Origin of the sequence: Streptomyces showdoensis, assembly GCF_039535475.1 — a bacterium.
Taxonomy (GTDB): Bacteria; Actinomycetota; Actinomycetes; order Streptomycetales; family Streptomycetaceae; genus Streptomyces; species Streptomyces showdoensis.
Genome location: NZ_BAAAXG010000026.1, coordinates 3,995,511 through 4,013,182, shown reverse-complemented (window position 1 = coordinate 4,013,182; position 17,672 = coordinate 3,995,511). Strand labels below are relative to the sequence as shown.

Sequence of the window (17,672 nt, the reverse complement as noted above, 5' to 3'; positions counted from 1 at the left end):
CTCCCCACCCGTACGAGGGCACCCGGCCCGGGCAGGTTAACCCTATCGCCCCGCTACGACACCCGTGTATTCCGGCCGCAGGATTCACCGCTTGTGTACGGGGGTTGACGATCACTGTCCGAATCCGTCTGATTCCAGGGTGAGTTGGACAGCGGTCGAACGCCTGTCGAACCGTCACGAACCATCCTGCACGCCGGGTCCCCGCGAGGGCCCGCTCGGCCGGGTGTGATCTCCACCACCACAAGGCGCCGGGGCTCGGCTACCGTGGGGGGATGACGGTGATCGCGGGTCGGTACCGGCTCCTGGACGTGCTCGGCGAGGGCGGGATGGGCACCGTCTGGCGGGCCCGGGACGAGGTCCTGGGCCGCGAGGTGGCGGTCAAGGAGGTGCGCGCCCCGGCCGGCCTGCCGGCCGAGGACCGGGAGCGGCTCTACGCCCGCCTGGAGCGCGAGGCGTGGGCCGCCGCGCGGGTGTCGCACCGGAGCGCGGTCACGGTGTACGACGTGGTCACCGAGGACGGCCGCCCCTGGATCGTGATGGAGCTGGTCCGCGGCCTCACCCTCGCCGAGACCCTGGAGGCCGAGGGGCCGCTGCCGCCCCGGCGGGCCGCGCTGATCGGCGCCGACGTGCTCGCCGCGCTGCGCGCCGCGCACGGGGCCGGGGTGCTGCACCGGGACGTCAAGCCGGCCAACGTGCTGCTCGCCAACGACGGCCGGGTGGTGCTCACCGACTTCGGCATCGCGGCGGTCGCGGGCACCTCCCCGCTCACCATGACCGGCGAGCTCATCGGCTCCCCCGAATACCTCGCGCCGGAACGCGCGATGGGGCGCACGCCGGGGCTCGCGGCGGACCTGTGGTCGCTCGGAGTGCTTCTGTACGCCGCCGTCGAGGGGGCCTCGCCGTTCCGGCGGGGCACCGCGCTCGACACCCTGCGCGCGGTCGTGGACGAGGAGCCCGCCCCGCCGGAGCGGGCGGGGGCGCTCGCTCCGGTGATCGAGGGGCTGCTGCGCAAGGACCCGGAGCGGCGGATGTCCGCCGAGGAAGCCGAGGAGCGGCTGCGCGTGATCGGCGCGGGCGGCACCCCGAGCGCCGGACCGACGCGGGCGGAGACGTACGGCCCCTTCCCGGCCCCGCTCCCGGAGGGCCCGGGCGGTCCCGGCGGCGGGTCGGGCGGCTCCGGCGGCCCGCACGGACCGTCGGGTCCCGCGACCACCCCGCTGCCCGCGCCCGACGGTCCGCGGCCCGGCTCCGGGGAGCGGCGGCGCGGGCGCGCGGCGCTCGTCGCGGGGATCGCCGCGCTGCTCCTGGTGGGCGGCGGGCTGACGTACGCGCTGCTGCGCGACGACGGCCCCGCTCCCCCGCCCGCCCCGCCCGGCACGACGAGCGCCCCCACCACGGAGGCCCCGACGACCACGCCGCCGACCACCCCCGCCACCACGCCGCCGACCAGCTCGTCGAGCACGCCCGCGACCTCGGTGGTGGTGTCCGTGCGGGCGGACCGGGCGAGTTACGAGGGCGCCTGTCCGCCGCCGCGGGAGCAGGCGCCGGCCTTCACGGCGACGTTCACGGTGGGCGGGACGCCCGCCACCGTGTCGTACCGCTGGATCACCGAGAGCGGCGAGGGCCAGGACGCGGCCTGGCGGACGCTGGAGTTCGCGGCGGGCGGCCCGGCCGAGCGGCAGGTCACCCGGGTCCAGGCGGGGTACCGGCCGGACGGGACGCTGGAGGACCGGATCGGGGTGGAGGTGCGCTCGCCGGTGGAGGCGCGGTCGGAGCTGGTGGCCTTCTCGGTGACGTGCGAGAAGGTGACCCCGACGGGCGGGGCCACCACTCCCACGGGTCCGCCGGCCACGACCTCGGCCGGTACTCCCGCGCCGGGTCCTACACCGCGTTCCTGAAGCTGGGCAGGTATCCGCCGGACTGGCCGGCCGCGGTCGGGTGGTACGACTCGCCGATGTTCAGCCAGTTGACGCTGTGCAGCCAGGCCGTGCCCGAGGAGCAGATCTCGTGCCCGGTGAAGGCGGGGACGACGCTCGCGAAGGTGAAGCCGTGGTTCGCGGCTCTCTTGGCGGTGGCCGCGTTGAGGTAGTCCGAGGCGTCGTTGATGGCGCGCCGCTCGTTCTCGCTCAGGCCGGCCACGCAGGTGCCGTTGAGCTGGTAGAAGCGCGGGTAGCCGAGCACCACGACGCGGGCGTTGGGGGCCTTGTTGCGGATCGCCGAGTACACCGAGTCGAGGTTCCCGGGCAGCGTGGAGTCGACGTAGCCCTTGGCCTGATTCACGCGGTTGATACAGGTCGCCTCGGACTGGAGGACGCAGGTGGTCATGACGTCGGCGAAACCGGCGTCATTGCCTCCGATCGTGACGGAGACCAGGTCGGTGGCGGTGGAGAGCGGTCCGAGCTGATTGGCCGTGACATCACCCGTTCGAGCGCCCGAGCAAGCGGTGAACGCGAAGGAGGAAGGGGCGTTCGCGTTCTTCCAGAGGACCGGGTAGGCCTTGGTGGAGCGCTTGCAGTCGCCGCTCGCGCTGTCGTAGCTCCCGGAGCCGACGCCCGAGGAGTACGAGTCGCCCAGCGCCACGTAGTCGAGGGCGGCGGACTCGGCGGCCTGCGCGGCTCCCGCCCCGGTGAGGGCGAGGACGGCACCGAGCAGGAGCGAAGAGGTGAAAGCCGTAAAACGGGACAGTTTCATGGGACCTCCTGTAGCAGGATCTCTGCGTTACCAGGTAGTAGCAGCGGATCCGGCGCGCTGGAAGTGTCCATGCCAAAAGTCGTGGCCGATTACCCATGACTTACCTTCAGAAACCATCGAGATCAGGCCAGGTGACGCGAGGTCACTGGGCCCACCGGGCGACCCCGCGGAACGTCCCGTTCAAAACCCCGTGCACGGAATGCCCGGTTGCCGGATCATGGGCGCCATGTCTGCCAACCAAGGCCAGGGCGCGGGGGAATCGGCCGTGGAACCGTCCGGGACGCCGCCCGAGCGCTCGCTGCCGATCCGGCTGAACGTCGACGACAGCGACTCGCCGTCGGACGTCGTCGACGCGCTGTTCCTGGGACGCTTCGCGACCGGGGAGCAGCCGCACGCCCTGAGCACCACCCTGGACCGGGTGAAGCCCGCCGCCACCCTGCTGCCCGGCGGCGCGCGACTGCTCCGGGCGGCGAAGGACGACGACCGCAGCGCGCTCCTCGCCGAGGGCGAGGGCTGGACGCTGCTCGTCTCCCGCTGGAGCCGGGGCGCGGACGTCACCGTCACCGCGACCGACGCCGAACTCGCCGAGCGGGTGCTCAAAGAGGCGACGGACGGGGCCGCGGACGAGCCCGAACCGCAGCCCGAGAACGTGACCATGGGCTTCTGGTACGTGTCGCCCCGGCGCGGCCCGCATCGGACCACGCGGCAGATCGGCGCGGGCACCTGGGACGAGATCCGCCCCAACTACACGGCGCCCGTCGCCGGGGCGATGGACCGGCTGATGGCCGTCACCCCCGAGGACATCACCGGCCGGCTGCTGCTGCTCCACGGCCCGCCCGGCACCGGCAAGACCTCCGCGCTGCGGACCCTCGCCCGGTCCTGGCGCGACTGGTGCCAGGTCGACTGCGTCCTCGATCCGGAGCGCCTGTTCAGCGACGTCGGCTATCTGATGGACATCGCGATCGGCGAGGACGAGGGCACCGCGAAGGGCCGCTGGCGGCTGCTGCTCCTGGAGGACTGCGACGAGCTGATCCGCGGCGAGGCCAAGCACACGGCCGGCCAGGCCCTCTCCCGGCTCCTCAACCTGACGGACGGTCTGCTCGGCCAGGGCCGCAACGTCCTCGTCGGCGTCACCACCAACGAGGACCTGGAGCGCCTCCACCCCGCCGTGGTCCGCCCCGGCCGCTGCCTGGCCCGGATCGAGGTGGGCCCGCTGACCCGCGCCGAGTCGGTGGCCTGGCTGGGGCGCGAGGAGGGCGTCGGCCAGGACGGCTCGACGCTCGCGGAGCTGTTCGCGCTGCGGCGCGGCATCTCGGCGGTGGGCATGCCGGAGCAGCGCGCCGCCGAGGCGGGGTTGTACCTCTAGGCCGTGTCCTTCGGGCCCGGCCCGATCCGAAGGACACGGCCTCGGGGCGCCGCCCTCCCGTGAACCGCGGCGGCGGACGGATCAGTCGTCGTACGTCGCCCGGATCGCCTCGGCGACCGCCGCCTCCGCCCCCTCCCTCGTCAGCCCCAGCCGGAGCGCCTCCGTCGCGTAGGCCGCCGCGGCGGTGGCGGCGAGGCGGGAGGCCGCGTCGGAGGCCGCCGCGACGAAGGTGCCGTTGCGGCCGCGGGTCTCGATCACCCCGTCCGCCTCCAGCGCCTTGTACGCCTTGGCGACCGTGTTCGCCGCGAGCCCGAGATCCTCCGCGAGGCCCCGTACCGTCGGAAGCTTGTACCCCACGGGCAGCTCCCCGGAGCGGGCGCTCTCCGAGATCTGGGCGCGGAGCTGTTCGTACGGGGCGGTGGTGGAGTGCTGGTCCACGCTGATTCGAAGCGTCACCCGCCCGATTGTGCACCCGGCCGACGGGAAAATGGGAGGCGGCCGGACGCGGCCGCCGCATAGCGTGCGGCAGCATGACTGTGATCGTCCGCGATGTACGGCCCGAGCTCCCCGAGGACGCCGAGGGCTTCGCCCGGGTCCGGCGCGCCGCCCTCCCCTTCATGCTCGCCACCGGCGCCCAGGTGGCCTTCGACTGGGCGCACGCCCATCCCGACGCGCACCAGCGGCCGCTGGTCGCCGAGGCCGACGGGGAGATCGTCGGCACGGCCCAGGTGTCGCTCGCGCACGAGTCCCCCGAGCCGGGCATCGGCAACGTCAACGTCTACGTCCACCCCGCGCACCGCGGGCGCGGCGCCGGCGCGCTGCTGCTGCGGGCCGCCGAGGAGCACCTGGCCTCGGCGGGGGCGAGCACGTTCTACAGCTGGGTCCTGGACGAGCCGGCGAACCGCGCCTTCGCCGGGCGGCACGGCTACGCGGCCAGCCGCTCCGCCTACTTCCTGCGCCTCGACCTGACCACCGCCGAACTGCCGCCGCTGCGGGAGCTCCCCGCCGGGGTCGAGCTGCGCCAGGCGACGGCCTTCGCCGCCGATCCGCGCCCGCTGTTCGAGCTGGACGCGCTGACCACGGCCGACGAGCCGGGCGACGTCGCCGCCGAGCTGACCGACTACGCGCACTGGCTGGAGTCCACCTGGAACCACCCGCTGCTCGACCGCGAGCTGACCACGGTGGCGCTGGTCGACGGGCGCCCGGCGGCGTTCACCGCGGCCCAGACCGACGGGCTCGGCCGCTTCGGGTCGGGGATGACCGGCACGGCGCCGGAGTTCCGGGGCCGGGGGCTGGCCAAGCTGGCGAAGAACCACGCCCTGCACCTGGCGCGGGCGGCGGGCTGCACGGAGGCCTTCACCGGCAACGACACCGGGAACGGGCCGATGCTGGCCATCAACACGTGGTTCGGGTACGAGGTCGGCGCGAAGGAGGTCCGTCATGTCCGCACGGCCGGTTGAGATCGCCCTGGTGAAGGCGGGGCGGACGAAGATCCGCTACCCGGCGGAGCTGCTGACCGACGACGGGGTCCGGCTGACCGTCCGGGCGCCCTGGGCGGCCGAGGGCGTCCGGGACTTCGGCTTCGTGCGCTTCGAGCCGGGTGACGTCTTCACCGAGCACTACTGGCGGGACCGCTGGTACGCGGTGAAGGAGGTCCGGTCCGGCGACGGCACGCTCAAGGGCTGGTACTGCGACGTGACCCGGCCCGCCGTGGTGGCCGCCGACGGGTCCGAGGTGCTGGTCGAGGACCTGGACCTGGACCTGTGGGTGTCGGCGGACGGCGGCGAGGTGCTGCGGCTGGACGAGGACGAGTTCGCGGCGAGCGGCCTGGCCGCCGCCGACCCGGAGGCGGCCGGACGGGCCGTGCGCGCCCTCGACGAGCTGGACGCGCTGGGCCGCGACGGGCTGGTGGAGCTGCTGGGCGGGGAGGGCTGACGGGGCGGGCCCCCGCCCGGCCGGACCCCCGCCCGGCACCGCCCGTTCTAGCGCAGGGTGATGTCCCGCTCCTCCTCGGCCAGGAACTCGGGCAGCGGCAGCCCCAGCGGGTCGGCGGGGGCCAGTTGCATGAGGGAGGCCTCCACCCGGGCCTCGCCCGGCCGGTAGGCGGGGTCCTTCACGACGGCGCTGTTGGTCCACGTGTGGACCTGCCCGTCGCAGACGGCCTGGGTGCCGCCGATCCCGGCGGAGTGCTCGCCCTGGACGAGCGTCGAGCCGACGAAGACGGGGCCCGCGCTGTCGTCGGTGCAGCGGTAGGCGCCGGAGAGGCTGACCGTGCCGTCGGCACCGATCGTGCCCTGCGGGTCGACGGCGACGGCGTCGGCGGGCCCGGCGTGGGCGGTGGCGGCCGGGACGGCGGTGAGGGCGAGCAGGGCACCGGCGGCGACGGCGAGGCGAGCGCGCATGGGTTGGGGGTCCCTTCGGGGCATGGGGGGGGGAGTCGGGGTGGGAACTGCCCGCCAGGGATATCGGATCAAGCCGCCCGTTGTCCGAAACTCACCCCTTCGGGGGCGAGTTGTGCGCCGGGTCGACCGCCACCGTCTTTCGGTAGTGAATACGGTCGTACGGTCCGTCAAGACGCCGTTCGACGACCTCGTAGCCGTACCGCTCGTACAACTTCCGGTTCTCCCACATCATCGCGTTGGTGAGCAGCCGCACCTCGGGCAGCCCGAGGGCGCGGGCCCGGTCCTCGACCCAGCCCATCAGGGCGCGGCCGAGGCCGGTGCCCTGGGCGTCCGGGTGGACGGCGACGGTGTCGAGGTAGAGGTGGTCCGCCTCCGGGATCACGACGACGAGCCCGGCCACGGGCTCGCCCGCGACGAAGACGCGCCCCGCCGCCACGTTCGCCGCGTGGTCCTCCTCCATCGGGGCCGGTACGAGACCGATCCGCTCGATGTAGTGGTGGAAGGCCGCGTCGATCACGGCCTTCACGGCGGGCACGTCGGCGGCGTCCGCGGGGCGGGGCGCGTCGTTCGTCGTACGGTCAGGCGTCATACCGACACGGTACGGCGGCGGTTGATCGTCTTCCGCACCAGCGGCCAGGCCAGCAGGAGCAGCACCACCGCGTAGACGGTCACCGAGAACGGGGTGTTCACCAGGCCGGTGACGGAGCCGTCGCTGATCTGCAGCGCGCGGCGCAGCTGCTGTTCGGCGGCCGGGCCGAGGATGACGCCGATCACGGCGGGCAGGACGGGCAGTCCGTAGCGCCGCATGCCGAAGCCGATGAGGCCGATGACCAGCAGGATCACCAGGTCGAGGGCCTCGCCGCCGACCGCGTACGCGCCGACGGCGGCGAAGAACAGGATGCCGGCGTAGAGGTACGGGCGGGGGATGCGCAGCAGCTTCGCCCAGACCGGGGCGAGCGGCAGGTTGAGCGCGAGCAGCAGCACCATGCCGACGAAGAGCGAGGCGATCAGGCCCCAGACCAGCTCGGGTTCGCGTTCGAAGAGCAGCGGGCCGGGCTGGATCCCGTACTGCTGGAAGGCGGCGAGCATCACGGCGGCGACGGCGGTCGTCGGCAGGCCCAGGGTGAGCATGGAGACCAGGGTGCCGGCGGCGGAGGCGGAGGCGGCGGACTCGGGGCCCGCGACGCCCTCGATGGCGCCCTTGCCGAACTGGTCCTTGTGCTTCGACAGGCGCTTCTCCGTCACGTACGACAGGAAGGTCGGGATCTCGGCGCCGCCGGCCGGGATCGCGCCGAACGGGAAGCCGATGAACGGGCCGCGCAGCCAGGCCTTCCAGGTGCGCCTCACGTCGTCGCGGCCGAGCCAGGGGCGTCCGACGGGGATCGCCTCGCCGGTGCCGCGGCGCAGGTGGGCGGCGACCCACAGGGCCTCGCCGATGGCGAAGAGGCCGACCGCGACGATGACGACGTCGATGCCGTCGGCGAGCTGGAGCGAGCCGTAGGTGAGGCGCTGCTGGCCGGTCATCTGGTCGAGGCCGACCAGGCCGAGGGTGAGGCCGATGAGCAGGGAGGCGAGGCCGCGGATGCGGGAGGAGCCGAGGACGGAGGTCACCGCGATGAAGGCGAGGACCATGATGGCGAAGTAGTCGGGGGCGCCGATGTCGACGGCGAGCGCGGCGACGACCGGGGCGAGGAGCACCAGCAGGATCGTGCCGGTCATGCCGCCGGCGAAGTGTCCGATGGCCGCGGCGGCGAGGGCCTGGGCGCCGCGGCCCGACTTGGCCATCGGGTTGCCCTCGATGGCGGCGACGACGGCCGCGCTCTCCCCCGGCGTGTTGAGCAGGATGGAGGTGGTGGAGCCGCCGAACATGGCGCCGTAGTAGATGCCGGCGAACATGATGAACGCGCCGGTGGGCTCCAGCCCGTAGGTCACGGGGAGCAGCAGGGCGACGGCCATGGCGGGGCCGATGCCGGGCAGGACGCCGATGGCGGTGCCGAGGAGGACGCCGAGGGCGGCCCAGAGCAGGTTGACGGGGGTCAGCGCGGTGCCGAAGCCGTCGAGGAGGGAGTTCAGCGAGTCCATGGGTCAGAGCACTCCCATCAGCGGGCCGCCGGGCAGCGGGACGCCGAGCAGCGTGTCGAAGACGACGTAGGTGAGCAGGGAGAGGGCGGCGGCGATCAGCGGGTCGCGGGGCAGGTGGCGGCTGCCGAGGGCGTAGGCCGAGCCCCAGAAGAGCAGGGCGCCGGCGAGGGGGAAGCCGGCCGGGCCGATGAGGGCGGCGAAGCCGAGGAAGACGCCGGCGAGCAGGAGGACGGTGCGCCAGTCGCCGGGCTCGGACAGGTCGACGTCCTCGCCCCCCTCGGCCTCGCCGCGGCCGCCGCGCAGGACGTCGACGGCGAGGAGGACGGCGACGAGGAGCAGTCCGGCGCCGACGACGAGGGGGACGGTGCGGGGGCCGACGGGGCCGCGCTGGGCGACGTCGACGGTCATGGTGAGGGCGTCGGTGAGGACGAGGCCGCCGAGGAGCAGCAGGATGAGGCTGACGCCGAGTTCGGAGTGGTCGCGCAGCCAGGACGGGCGCTCGGCGGCGGTGTCGGGGGTGCCCGGCGTGTCGGTGGGGGTCGTGGTGGTCACAGTCCCAGCTCCTTCAGTACGGAGGCGACGCGGCGGTCCTGCTCGGCGAGGAAGGTGCCGAACTCGTCGCCCGGCAGGAAGGCGTCGTTCCAGCCGTGGGTCTTCAGGGACTCGCGCCACTGCGGGGACTCGTGCAGCTTGGTGACGAGGACGACCAGCTTGTCGCGTTCGGCGTCGGAGAGGCCGGGCGGGGCGACGATGCCGCGCCAGTTGATGAACTCGGTGTCGAGTCCGGCCTCGCGGAGGGTGGGCGCGTCGAGTCCGGGGACCCGCTGGGCGCCGGTGACGGCGAGCAGGCGCAGCTCGCCGGCCTTGATCTGGTCGAGGTACTCGCCGACGCCGGAGACGCCGAAGGCGACCTTCTCGCCGAGGATGGAGGCGAGCAGCTCGCCGCCGCCGTCGAAGGGGACGTAGTTGACGTCCTTCGGCGGGATGCCGGCGGCCTGGGCCATCAGCATGGGCGCGAGGTGGTCGGGGCCGCCGGGCGAGGAGCCGCCGCCTACGGGCAGCTTGCCGGGGTCCTTCTTCCAGGCGGTCAGCAGGTCCTGGATGGTCTTGTACGGGGAGTCCTTGCCGACCACGACGATGTCCTGCTCCATGGTGAGCCGGGCGATCGGGGTGGTGTCGGCGAGGGTCTTCGGCGTCTTGTTGGTGTGGACGGCGCCGACGACGCCGAGGCCCATGGACATGGCGATCCGGCCGTTGCCGTGTTCGCCGACGAGCCGGGTGAGGCCGACGGTGCCGCCCGCGCCGGGCAGGTTGAAGACCTCGATGTCGGTGGTGAGTCCGGCCTCCTCGGCGTTCTTGGCCGCGGTGCGGGCGGTGATGTCGTAGCCGCCGCCGGGCGTGTTGGGGACCATGAAGCGCAGGCCGGGTATCCGGGTGCCGGTGTCGGAGCCGCTGCCGGTGCTGAGCAGCGGCGGTCCCACGAGCACGAGCAGCGCCGCCCCGAACAGGGCGAGGGGAGTGCTGAGCCGCACGGGAGCCGCCTCTCTCTAGGGAGGAATGGGGGTGTGAGGTGGCCCACATGTTGCCTGCGCGTGAAGAAGCTGTCTCGCTTCCGCAACCAACGGACGTTGTGGTCCTTGTGGTCGCGCCCTACGTTGGCCGCGTGACGAAGGTGCTGGTGGTCGACGACGACTTCATGGTGGCCAAGCTGCACTGCCGCTACGTGTCGGCGGTGCCGGGCTTCTCCGTCGTGGGGGTCGCCCACGGCGGCGCCGAGGCGCTGCGTGCCGCGCACGCGCTCCGTCCCGATCTGCTGCTGCTCGACATCTTCCTGCCCGACATGGACGGGATCGCGGTGCTGCGGGAGCTGCGGGCCTCGGGGATGGCGACGGACGCGCTGTTCATCACGGCCGCGCGGGACGTGGACACGATCCGGGCGGCGCTGCGCGCGGGGGCCCTGCACTACCTCATCAAGCCGTTCAACCAGGCTGCGCTCCAGGAGCAGTTGCGGCACGTGGCCCTGCTCCGCAGCCGCCTCGACGAACTGTCGGCGGCGGAGGCGCGCCAGGAGGACGTGGACCAGATCTTCGGCACCCGCCCGCGCGGCTCCCGCGAGCTCCCCAAGGGCCTGGCCGCCCCGACCGCGGAGCTGGTCGACACGATCCTGCGCGCCCACCCGGAGGGCCTGTCGGCCACGGAGTGCGCCGAGGCGGGCTCGCTGTCGCGGGTGAGCGCCCGCCGCTACCTGGAGTACTTCGCGCAGACCGGCCGCGCCGAGATCACCCTCCGCTACGGCGGGACCGGACGCCCCGAGCGCCGCTACCGCCGTCTGGGCTGACGCCGGAGCCTTTTCTGTGGCCCCGCTTAGAAGCCCCTTAACACGACCATAAGGATCGCCCGAAGACCCTCCTGAGCCCCTGAACACCCTTTTCCGAGGGCTAGTTTGCTCGACAACCCCCCACACCCTCACCCTCGTGAAGGAGTTGTCCCCCCATGACCTCTCTCCGTACGGCCGCCGTCCCGGTCGTCACCGCTTCCGCCGTCCTGGCGCTGGCCGGGCTCGGCGCCGGGCCCGCCTTCGCGCACGGGTCGATGACCGACCCGGTGAGCCGGGTCGCGGCCTGCTACGCGGAGGGGCCGGAGAGTCCCGAGTCGGCGGCGTGCAAGGCGGTGGTGGCGGCCGGCGGGACGCAGCCGCTGTACGACTGGAACGGGGTGAACATCGCGAACGCCGGCGGACGGAGCAAGCAGATCATTCCGGACGGGAAGCTGTGCAGCGCAGGCAACGCCACCTACCGGGGGCTCGACCTCGCGCGGGCGGACTGGCCGGCCAGCAAGATGGCGTCCGGCGAGCACACCTTCCACTACAAGGGGACCGCCCCGCACAAGGGCTCGTTCGAGCTGTACGTGACGAAGGACGGGTACGACCCGGCCAAGCCGCTGAAGTGGTCGGACCTGGAGGCGAAGCCGTTCGTCACGGTCACCGACCCGGGCATGGTGAACGGCGACTACGTGTTCAAGGGCACCGTGCCGAAGAAGTCGGGGCGGCACCTGATCTACTCGATCTGGCAGCGGTCCGACTCCCCCGAGGCGTTCTACACCTGCTCGGACGTGGTGTTCGGGGCGGACACCGGCTCGAAGGGGCCCGCCGCGCCGACCGCCGCCGCGCCCACCGACGCTCCGACGGGCGGGCACTCCGGGCACGGTGGGCACGCCTCGAACTCGGCCGCGCCCACGTCCCAGGCGCCCGCCTCCCCGGCGCCGGCCACCTCCGCGCCGGCGTCCGGGGCCGAGTCCGGCTCCGCCGGGTCGGGGTCCGGCGGGCCCGCCGGGTCCGGCAGCACGTCCGGGTCCGGCGGGGTCGAGCTGGCCGAGACCGGCGGCGACGCCGCCACGACCTATCTGGCGGTGGGCGGCGCCGTCGTCCTGGGGGCCGGAGCGGCCGTGCTGTTCGCCACGGCCCGCCGTCGGTCGGCGCGTTAGCCGACACGTCGGCCGACCTGTGCGCCGATCGGTGAGCCGATGCTTCAGCCGATCGCGGAGAGGCAGGTGGTCGGGGTCGCGTGGGCCGGGTCGAGGGCGTTGTTCACCTCGTGCATGACGACCCGGTCCACGGTGCCGATCGCCACGTGCTCCGACAGGTCGAGGGCGCACAGGTCCTGGAGCACGATGTTGTCGACGTCCGGTCCGCTGAGGAAGCCGGAGCGGTACGGGGTGACGACCTCGTCGTACCGGGTCGCGATGACCGTGTAGCGCACGCCGGGCACGGTGTCGCCGCCCGCGTTGAGCTTGGTGAGCAGCGGCGAGCCGGCGATCTGGTCGGCGAGTCCCGGGGTCGACGCGGACAGCAGGTCCTCGGCGCCCGGGAAGTACGGCAGCAGCTTGGTGAGGCCGTTGAGGGTGGTGCCGTGGTTGTCCGGCGCGATGCCGACGAGCGCGTTGACCTTCGCCGCGCCGCCGAGGAACTTCAGGTAGTAGCGGGGCATCATGCCGCCCTGCGAGTGCCCGACGAGGTCGGCCTCGGCGGCGCCGGTGGCGGCGAGGACCCGGTCGACGTACGCGTCGAGCTGTTCGGCGGACTTGTCGACGGGGCCGAGGCCGTGGAAGAACGGCACGCCGGGCAGCTGCCCGTAGTCGAGGGAGAAGACGCAGTACCCGCGGTCGACCAGGTACGGCGCCAGGCCCAGCCAGTTGTCGACGGCGTTGCCGAAGGTGCCGTGGACGAGGACGACGGGGCGGGGGTGCGCGGCCGAGGGCTTGCAGGAGAAGTCGTTCCAGCCCCTGCTGGGGGCCGTGCCGGCCTGCGCGGCGGCGGTGGGGGCGAGGGTGGCGGCGGCGGTCAGCAGGAGCACGGCCAGGGTTCTGAGGGCGTGCTTCCAGAGGGGCCGGGGGGTGCGGGGGGTCCGGGGCAGCATCGGGCGGTCTCCTTGCGGCTCAAGGGGAAACTCGAAGGGTGCGTTGCTGTACGCCCTGCGGTCCGGACCACAAGTGGGGATGCGCTTCCGTCAAGCTACGCACGGGTAGCGTCGACTGGGAAGTTACGCGTCGGTAAAAACTGGCGTGTCCCCGCCGGGTGCCCCGCGCCCGAGGTCTCTCAGGCCGCGAGCGTGCCCGGCAGCACCGCCCGCGGGCCGAACCTCGCCCTCGCCCGGTCCGCCACCGCCTCGATCCGGCGGGCCTTGTCGTCCGCCGGGTCGAAGGTCAGCTGGTGCGCGGCCGCCTCGGCCGGCCCCAGCCCCTCGGCGCGCAGGGCGATCCCCCGGACCCGGGCCCGCTGGAGGCCGAAGGAGGCGTGCACCGCGTACGCGAGGGCGGTCAGCTCCGCGGAGTGGGCGGTCGGTTCGCGCAGGGTGCGGGTCCTGGCGGACGTGCTGCGGTCGGCGTACCGCACGGTGACCGCGAGGGAGCGGCACACCTGCCCCTCCGTACGCATCCGGGCGCCCAGCTCCTCGGTGAGCGAGAGCAGGGCCCTGCGCTGCTCGGCCGGGTCCAGTTCGTCGTGCGGGAAGGAGCGTTCGGCGGCGAGGGACCGGGAGGGCTCGCCGGGGACGACGGGGGTGCGGTCGACGCCCCGGGCCCGCTCCCACAGCTCGCGGCCGGCCTTCGCGCCGACGAGCCGCTGGAGCACGGCGAGCGGCGCGTCGGCGACCCGGCCGACCGAGTCGAGGCCGTAGCCGCAGAGGGTCCGGGCGGTGGCGCGGCCGACGCCGTCGAGCGCGACGACCGGGCGGTCCCGCAGGAACTCCGCCGGGTCCTCGACGACCAGGGTGACGCCGGGCCGGGCCTCGCGGGCCGCCATCCGGGCCAGCATGGGGTTGGGCCCGGCGCCGATGACGCAGTCCACCCCGTACAGGGCGAGCGCCCTGACCCGGATCACCGAGGCGAGTTCGGCCGGGCTCCAGCCGAAGTAGCGCAGTGCGCCGCGGACGTCGGCGAGCGCCTCGCCGGGCGGGGTCGCCTCGACGACGGGGGTGAACTCCGTCAGCAGCTCGACGAGACGGGGGAGCATCACCTCCCCCGTCGGTGCGAGCCGGAACCGTACGCAGAGGATCATCCGGCGCTCCCCGGGCTGCTGTGCCACAGTTTCCGCGCCGGCGTCGCGGCGCCCTCCCCGGCGGGCCGGAGGTCGGCCCAGGGGTTCATCTCGTAGCCGGTGGACATCGTGATGCGACGTCCGGTGTCCCCGGTGCCGTCGGCCCCGTCGGGGGACGGCTCCCCCGGCTGTTCGGACAGGCGCTCGCCGACCGCCGGCAGGCCGCCGCTCGCGCGCAGTTCGGCCAGTTCGGCGAGGTTCCAGGCGGCGGAGCCGACCACGCTGAGGCTGCGCGGGCCGCGCCGCTGCACCACGCCCCGGACGAGCAGCAGCCAGGAGTGGAAGACGGTGTGGGCGCAGCGTTCGTGGGAGTCGTCGAAGAAGGCCAGGTCGACCAGGCCGGTGCCGTCGTCGAGGGTGGTGAAGATGACCCGCTTGCCGGAGCGGATCGGCGGGGTCTGGGTCGCCGCCTTGGCGCCGGCGACCAGGACGGTCTGGCCGTGCCGGGCGGAGCGCAGCCGCTGCGCGGAGACGACGCCGAGTTCGCGCAGGAAGGTCCGCTGGTCGTCCATGAGGTGGCGGGAGGCGTCCATGCCGAGGATGCCGAGTTCGGCGCTGAGGCGTTCGGACTCGTCGAGATCGGGCAGGCCGACGGGGGCGGTCCTGTTGCCCTGGGCGAGCGGGAGCTGTCCGCCGTAGGAGGCGGCGCCGCGCTGGAGGCGGTGGAGTTCGGTCAGGTGCAGGAGCAGGTCGCGGCGGTTGGCGCCGAAGGCGTCGAGCGCGCCGACCTGGGCGAGGCGTTCGGCGACGGGTTTGCGCGGGCGGGCCCGCTCCCAGAAGTCGAGCAGGGAGGCGTAGGGCCGGCCGTTCTCGATGCGGGCGCCCTCGGCCTCGCTGATGCCGTGGACGTCGGCGAGGCCGAGCCGGAGGCCCCACACCGCCGGACCATCGGACACCAGTTCGATACGGTGGGCGACCGCCGACCGGTTCACGTCCAGCGGCAGCACCGGCACCCCGCGCCGCCGGGCGTCCGCGAGCAGCAGCCGCTTGGGGTACATGCCGGGGTCGTGGGTGAGCAGCCCGGCGTAGAAGGCGGCCGGGTGGTGCGCCTTGAGCCAGGCCGACTGGTAGGTCGGCACGGCGAAGGCCACCGCGTGCGCCTTGCAGAAGCCGTACGAGCCGAAGGCCTCGACGATCTCCCAGGTGCGGGCGACCACGTCGGCGGCGTACCCCCGGTGCCCGGCCCGCTCGGCGAACCACAGCCTGATCCGCCCCTGCGACTCCGGGTGGGAGAGCCCGCGGCGCACCTGGTCGGCCTCGTCGCGGCCGCAGCCGGTCATGATGCTCACGATCTCGATGATCTGCTCGTGGAAGACGACGACGCCATAGGTCTCCTTCAGCGTCCCCTCCAGGTCGGGGTGCGGGTAGCGGACGGGCGCGCGGCCGTGCCGGGCCTCGATGAAGGGGCGGACCATGTCGGCGGCGACCGGGCCCGGCCGGAAGAGCGAGATGTCGACGACGAGGTCGTGGAAGGTCTCCGGCTGGAGCCGGCCCACCAGGTCGCGCTGGCCGGGCGACTCGATCTGGAAGCAGCCCAGGGTCTCGGTGGAGCGGATCAGCCGGTAGGTGTCGGGGTCGCCGGGCGGGACGGCGTCGATGTCCGGGCGGACGCCGGTGGCGCGCCCGACCTCGGCGACGGCGTGCGCCATCGCGGACTGCATCCGCACCCCGAGGACGTCGAGCTTGAGCAGGCCGAGGTCCTCGACGTCCTCCTTGTCGAACTGGGCCATGGGGAGGCCCTCGCCACTGGTGGGCATCACGGGGGTGCGGGTGAGCAGCGAGGCGTCCGAGAGGAGCACTCCGCAGGGGTGCATGGCGATGCCGCGGGGCAGCGCGTCGAGCGCCTCGACCAGGGCCCAGAAGCGCTCGCGCCCCTGGAGTTCGGCTTTGAGCCCGCGCAGTTCGGGCAGCTCCTCCAGGGCGGCGCGGGCGTCCCGGGCGCGGATGTGCGGGAAGGCCTTGGCGATCCGGTCGGTGTCGGCGGGGTCCATGGACAGGGCGGCGCCCACGTCCCGCACCGCGTGGCGGACCCGGTAGGTCTCGGGCATGGCGACGGTGGCGACCCGCTCGGCGCCGAAGCGGCCGAGGATCGCCCGGTAGACCTCCAGGCGGCGGGCGGACTCCACGTCGATGTCGATGTCGGGGAGGGCGGTGCGGCGCTTGGAGAGGAAGCGTTCCATCAGCAGGCCGTGCTCGACCGGGTCGGCGTGGGCGATGCCGAGGAGGTGGTTGACGAGGGACCCGGCGCCGGAGCCGCGGGCGGCCACCCGGATGCCCATCCCCCGGACGTCGTCGACGACCTGGGCGACCGTCAGGAAGTAGCTGGCGAAGCCGTGGTGGGCGATGACGTCCAGCTCCCGGTGCATCCGGTCCCAGTACCCGCGCCGCCTCTCGTACCCCTTCAGGACCATGCCGGCGGCGGCCCGGGAGGCGAGCACGCGCTGGGCGGTGCGGTGGGCGGCGCCGACCAGGTGCGGTTCGGGGAAGTGCGCGGAGCCCATGCCGAGGTCGTCCTCGGGGTCGACCAGGCAGCCGGCGGCGACGGCGGCGGTGTGCTCCAGGAGCCGGTGGGCGGCCTCGCGGCGGAAGCCCGCGGCCTCGACGGTCCGCTCGGCGGCGGCCCGCATGGCGTCGGGGTCCTTGAGCCAGGCCTCCCCGGCGTCGAGCCCGGCGCCGCGGGGGTCGACGGGGACGAGCCGGCGGGCGGAGTCGAGGACATCGGCGACCGGGCCCTGGCCGGGGTCGGCGTAGCGCACCTCGTTGCCGAGCACCGGCCGGACGCCCTGCTCGGCGGCGAAGCCGACGGTACGGGCGGCGAGCCGCAGCGAGCCGGGCCCGGTGCCGGCGCGCCCGTGCGGGACGACCTCCAGGCACAGGGCGTCCCCGTACCGCTCGCGCCAGGGCACGAGCAGCCGGGCGGCCCGGTCGGGGCGGCCGGCGACGAGGGCGCGCCCGACGTCGGAGGCGGGCCCGAGCAGGACGAAGAGCCCGTCACCGGCGGCCGCCCCGCCCCGGCCGGCGGGCCCGTCGGCCGTCCAGGGCAGCACCGGCGGCCCCTCCCCCGCCCGGGCGTGGGCGGCGGTGACGAGCGCGCAGAGTTCGGCCCAGCCGGCCCGGGAGCGGGCGAGGAAGACGGCGCGGGGCGCGGACTCGTCCACGAAGGCGCCGCCCCGTACGGGGACGCGCCGCGCGGAGGTGCGGGCGGTGGCGGCGGCGTCCGGCGGGCCGGGGGCCGGCTCGTAGGCCAGGTCCGCGCCGAACAGCGGCCGGACGCCCGCCGTCGCGCAGGCCTTGGCGAAGCGGACGACGCCGGCGACGGTGTCGCGGTCGGTCAGGGCGAGGGCGTCCATGCCCCGCTCCGCGGCGCGTTCGGCCAGCCGGGCGGGGTGGGAGGCGCCGTAGCGCAGGGAGAAGCCCGACGCGGTGTGCAGGTGCGTGAACCCCGGCATGCGCCACACCTCCGCATCGAATTCGTACGTACGTTCCCACCCCCCCTCGGTCCCAGCGTAGCTCATTTTCGAACGCCCGTGCGATAACC

At 74.1% G+C, this 17,672-nt stretch carries 16 protein-coding genes; 6 read left to right on the top strand and 10 right to left on the bottom strand.

Translation table 11 applies throughout. The features are described from left to right. Positions 1-272: 272 nt before the first annotated feature. Entirely contained in the window at positions 273-1,898 is a 1,626-nt protein-coding gene (locus ABD981_RS31395) for a serine/threonine-protein kinase (protein ID WP_345530433.1), read from the top strand. On the opposite strand, the gene ABD981_RS31390 is transcribed toward ABD981_RS31395, so the two are convergent. After that, positions 1,882-2,691, bottom strand: a complete 810-nt coding sequence (locus ABD981_RS31390) for an SGNH/GDSL hydrolase family protein (RefSeq protein WP_046909476.1) — start codon at positions 2,689-2,691, stop codon at positions 1,882-1,884. The two genes, ABD981_RS31395 and ABD981_RS31390, sit on opposite strands and share 17 nt — an antisense overlap. 226 nt (positions 2,692-2,917) lie before the next feature. Between ABD981_RS31390 and ABD981_RS31385 the strand changes: the two genes are divergently transcribed. Next, on the top strand, positions 2,918-4,057 hold the full coding sequence (locus tag ABD981_RS31385; protein WP_046909477.1) for a DUF5925 domain-containing protein: 1,140 nt from the start codon (positions 2,918-2,920) through the stop codon (positions 4,055-4,057). Between the two features lie 81 nt (positions 4,058-4,138). Here ABD981_RS31385 and ABD981_RS31380 read toward each other — a convergent pair whose 3' ends face one another. Next, positions 4,139-4,513 (bottom strand): GntR family transcriptional regulator, encoded by a 375-nt coding sequence (locus ABD981_RS31380; protein WP_046909478.1) that lies wholly within the window; start codon positions 4,511-4,513, stop codon positions 4,139-4,141. Between the two features lie 74 nt (positions 4,514-4,587). Here ABD981_RS31380 and ABD981_RS31375 point away from each other — a divergent pair, with 74 nt between their 5' ends. Both ABD981_RS31375 and ABD981_RS31370 read left to right on the top strand, forming a co-directional pair. Beyond that, positions 4,588-5,517 carry a GNAT family N-acetyltransferase gene (locus ABD981_RS31375; protein ID WP_046909479.1) on the top strand — a complete coding sequence of 310 codons (930 nt, stop codon included), beginning with the start codon at positions 4,588-4,590 and terminating at the stop codon, positions 5,515-5,517. Continuing rightward, positions 5,498-5,992, top strand: coding sequence for a ribonuclease FAU-1 family protein (locus tag ABD981_RS31370; RefSeq protein ID WP_046909480.1), 495 nt, complete (start codon positions 5,498-5,500; stop codon positions 5,990-5,992). The genes ABD981_RS31375 and ABD981_RS31370 overlap by 20 nt, the downstream gene beginning before the upstream one ends. A gap of 47 nt (positions 5,993-6,039) precedes the next feature. Here ABD981_RS31370 and ABD981_RS31365 read toward each other — a convergent pair whose 3' ends face one another. The 5 genes from ABD981_RS31365 to ABD981_RS31345 all read right to left on the bottom strand — a co-directional run bounded on the left by ABD981_RS31365 (position 6,040) and on the right by ABD981_RS31345 (position 10,073). After that, positions 6,040-6,459: a DUF6299 family protein gene (locus tag ABD981_RS31365; protein WP_123954738.1), complete on the bottom strand. Its 420-nt coding sequence runs from the start codon at positions 6,457-6,459 to the stop codon at positions 6,040-6,042. Between the two features lie 91 nt (positions 6,460-6,550). Continuing rightward, positions 6,551-7,048 carry a GNAT family N-acetyltransferase gene (locus ABD981_RS31360; RefSeq protein ID WP_046909482.1) on the bottom strand — a complete coding sequence of 166 codons (498 nt, stop codon included), beginning with the start codon at positions 7,046-7,048 and terminating at the stop codon, positions 6,551-6,553. Further along, positions 7,045-8,541, bottom strand: coding sequence for a tripartite tricarboxylate transporter permease (locus ABD981_RS31355; protein WP_046909483.1), 1,497 nt, complete (start codon positions 8,539-8,541; stop codon positions 7,045-7,047). The genes ABD981_RS31360 and ABD981_RS31355 overlap by 4 nt, the downstream gene beginning before the upstream one ends. A 3-nt stretch (positions 8,542-8,544) precedes the next feature. Continuing rightward, positions 8,545-9,093 (bottom strand): tripartite tricarboxylate transporter TctB family protein, encoded by a 549-nt coding sequence (locus ABD981_RS31350; protein ID WP_046909484.1) that lies wholly within the window; start codon positions 9,091-9,093, stop codon positions 8,545-8,547. Continuing rightward, positions 9,090-10,073, bottom strand: coding sequence for a Bug family tripartite tricarboxylate transporter substrate binding protein (locus ABD981_RS31345; protein WP_046909485.1), 984 nt, complete (start codon positions 10,071-10,073; stop codon positions 9,090-9,092). The genes ABD981_RS31350 and ABD981_RS31345 overlap by 4 nt, the downstream gene beginning before the upstream one ends. A 131-nt stretch (positions 10,074-10,204) precedes the next feature. On the opposite strand from ABD981_RS31345, the gene ABD981_RS31340 reads away from it, so the two are divergent. Together ABD981_RS31340 and ABD981_RS31335 are read left to right on the top strand one after the other, a co-directional pair. Next, positions 10,205-10,879, top strand: coding sequence for a response regulator (locus ABD981_RS31340; RefSeq protein WP_205628221.1), 675 nt, complete (start codon positions 10,205-10,207; stop codon positions 10,877-10,879). 155 nt (positions 10,880-11,034) lie between these two features. Then, the gene (locus ABD981_RS31335; protein WP_046909486.1) at positions 11,035-12,024 is read left to right on the top strand and encodes a lytic polysaccharide monooxygenase; all 990 of its coding nucleotides are present in this window, start codon (positions 11,035-11,037) and stop codon (positions 12,022-12,024) included. 44 nt (positions 12,025-12,068) lie between these two features. Here ABD981_RS31335 and ABD981_RS31330 read toward each other — a convergent pair whose 3' ends face one another. The 3 genes from ABD981_RS31330 to ABD981_RS31320 form a co-directional block, all read right to left on the bottom strand. Further along, entirely contained in the window at positions 12,069-12,956 is an 888-nt protein-coding gene (locus ABD981_RS31330; RefSeq protein ID WP_046909487.1) for an esterase/lipase family protein, read from the bottom strand. A gap of 179 nt (positions 12,957-13,135) precedes the next feature. Beyond that, a complete protein-coding gene (locus ABD981_RS31325) occupies positions 13,136-14,095 on the bottom strand; it encodes a DNA polymerase Y family protein (RefSeq protein WP_046909547.1) in 960 nt (319 codons plus the stop codon). Continuing rightward, positions 14,092-17,583, bottom strand: a complete 3,492-nt coding sequence (locus ABD981_RS31320) for a DNA polymerase III subunit alpha (protein ID WP_046909488.1) — start codon at positions 17,581-17,583, stop codon at positions 14,092-14,094. Before ABD981_RS31320 ends, ABD981_RS31325 begins: the two co-directional genes overlap by 4 nt. Positions 17,584-17,672 lie beyond the last annotated feature (89 nt).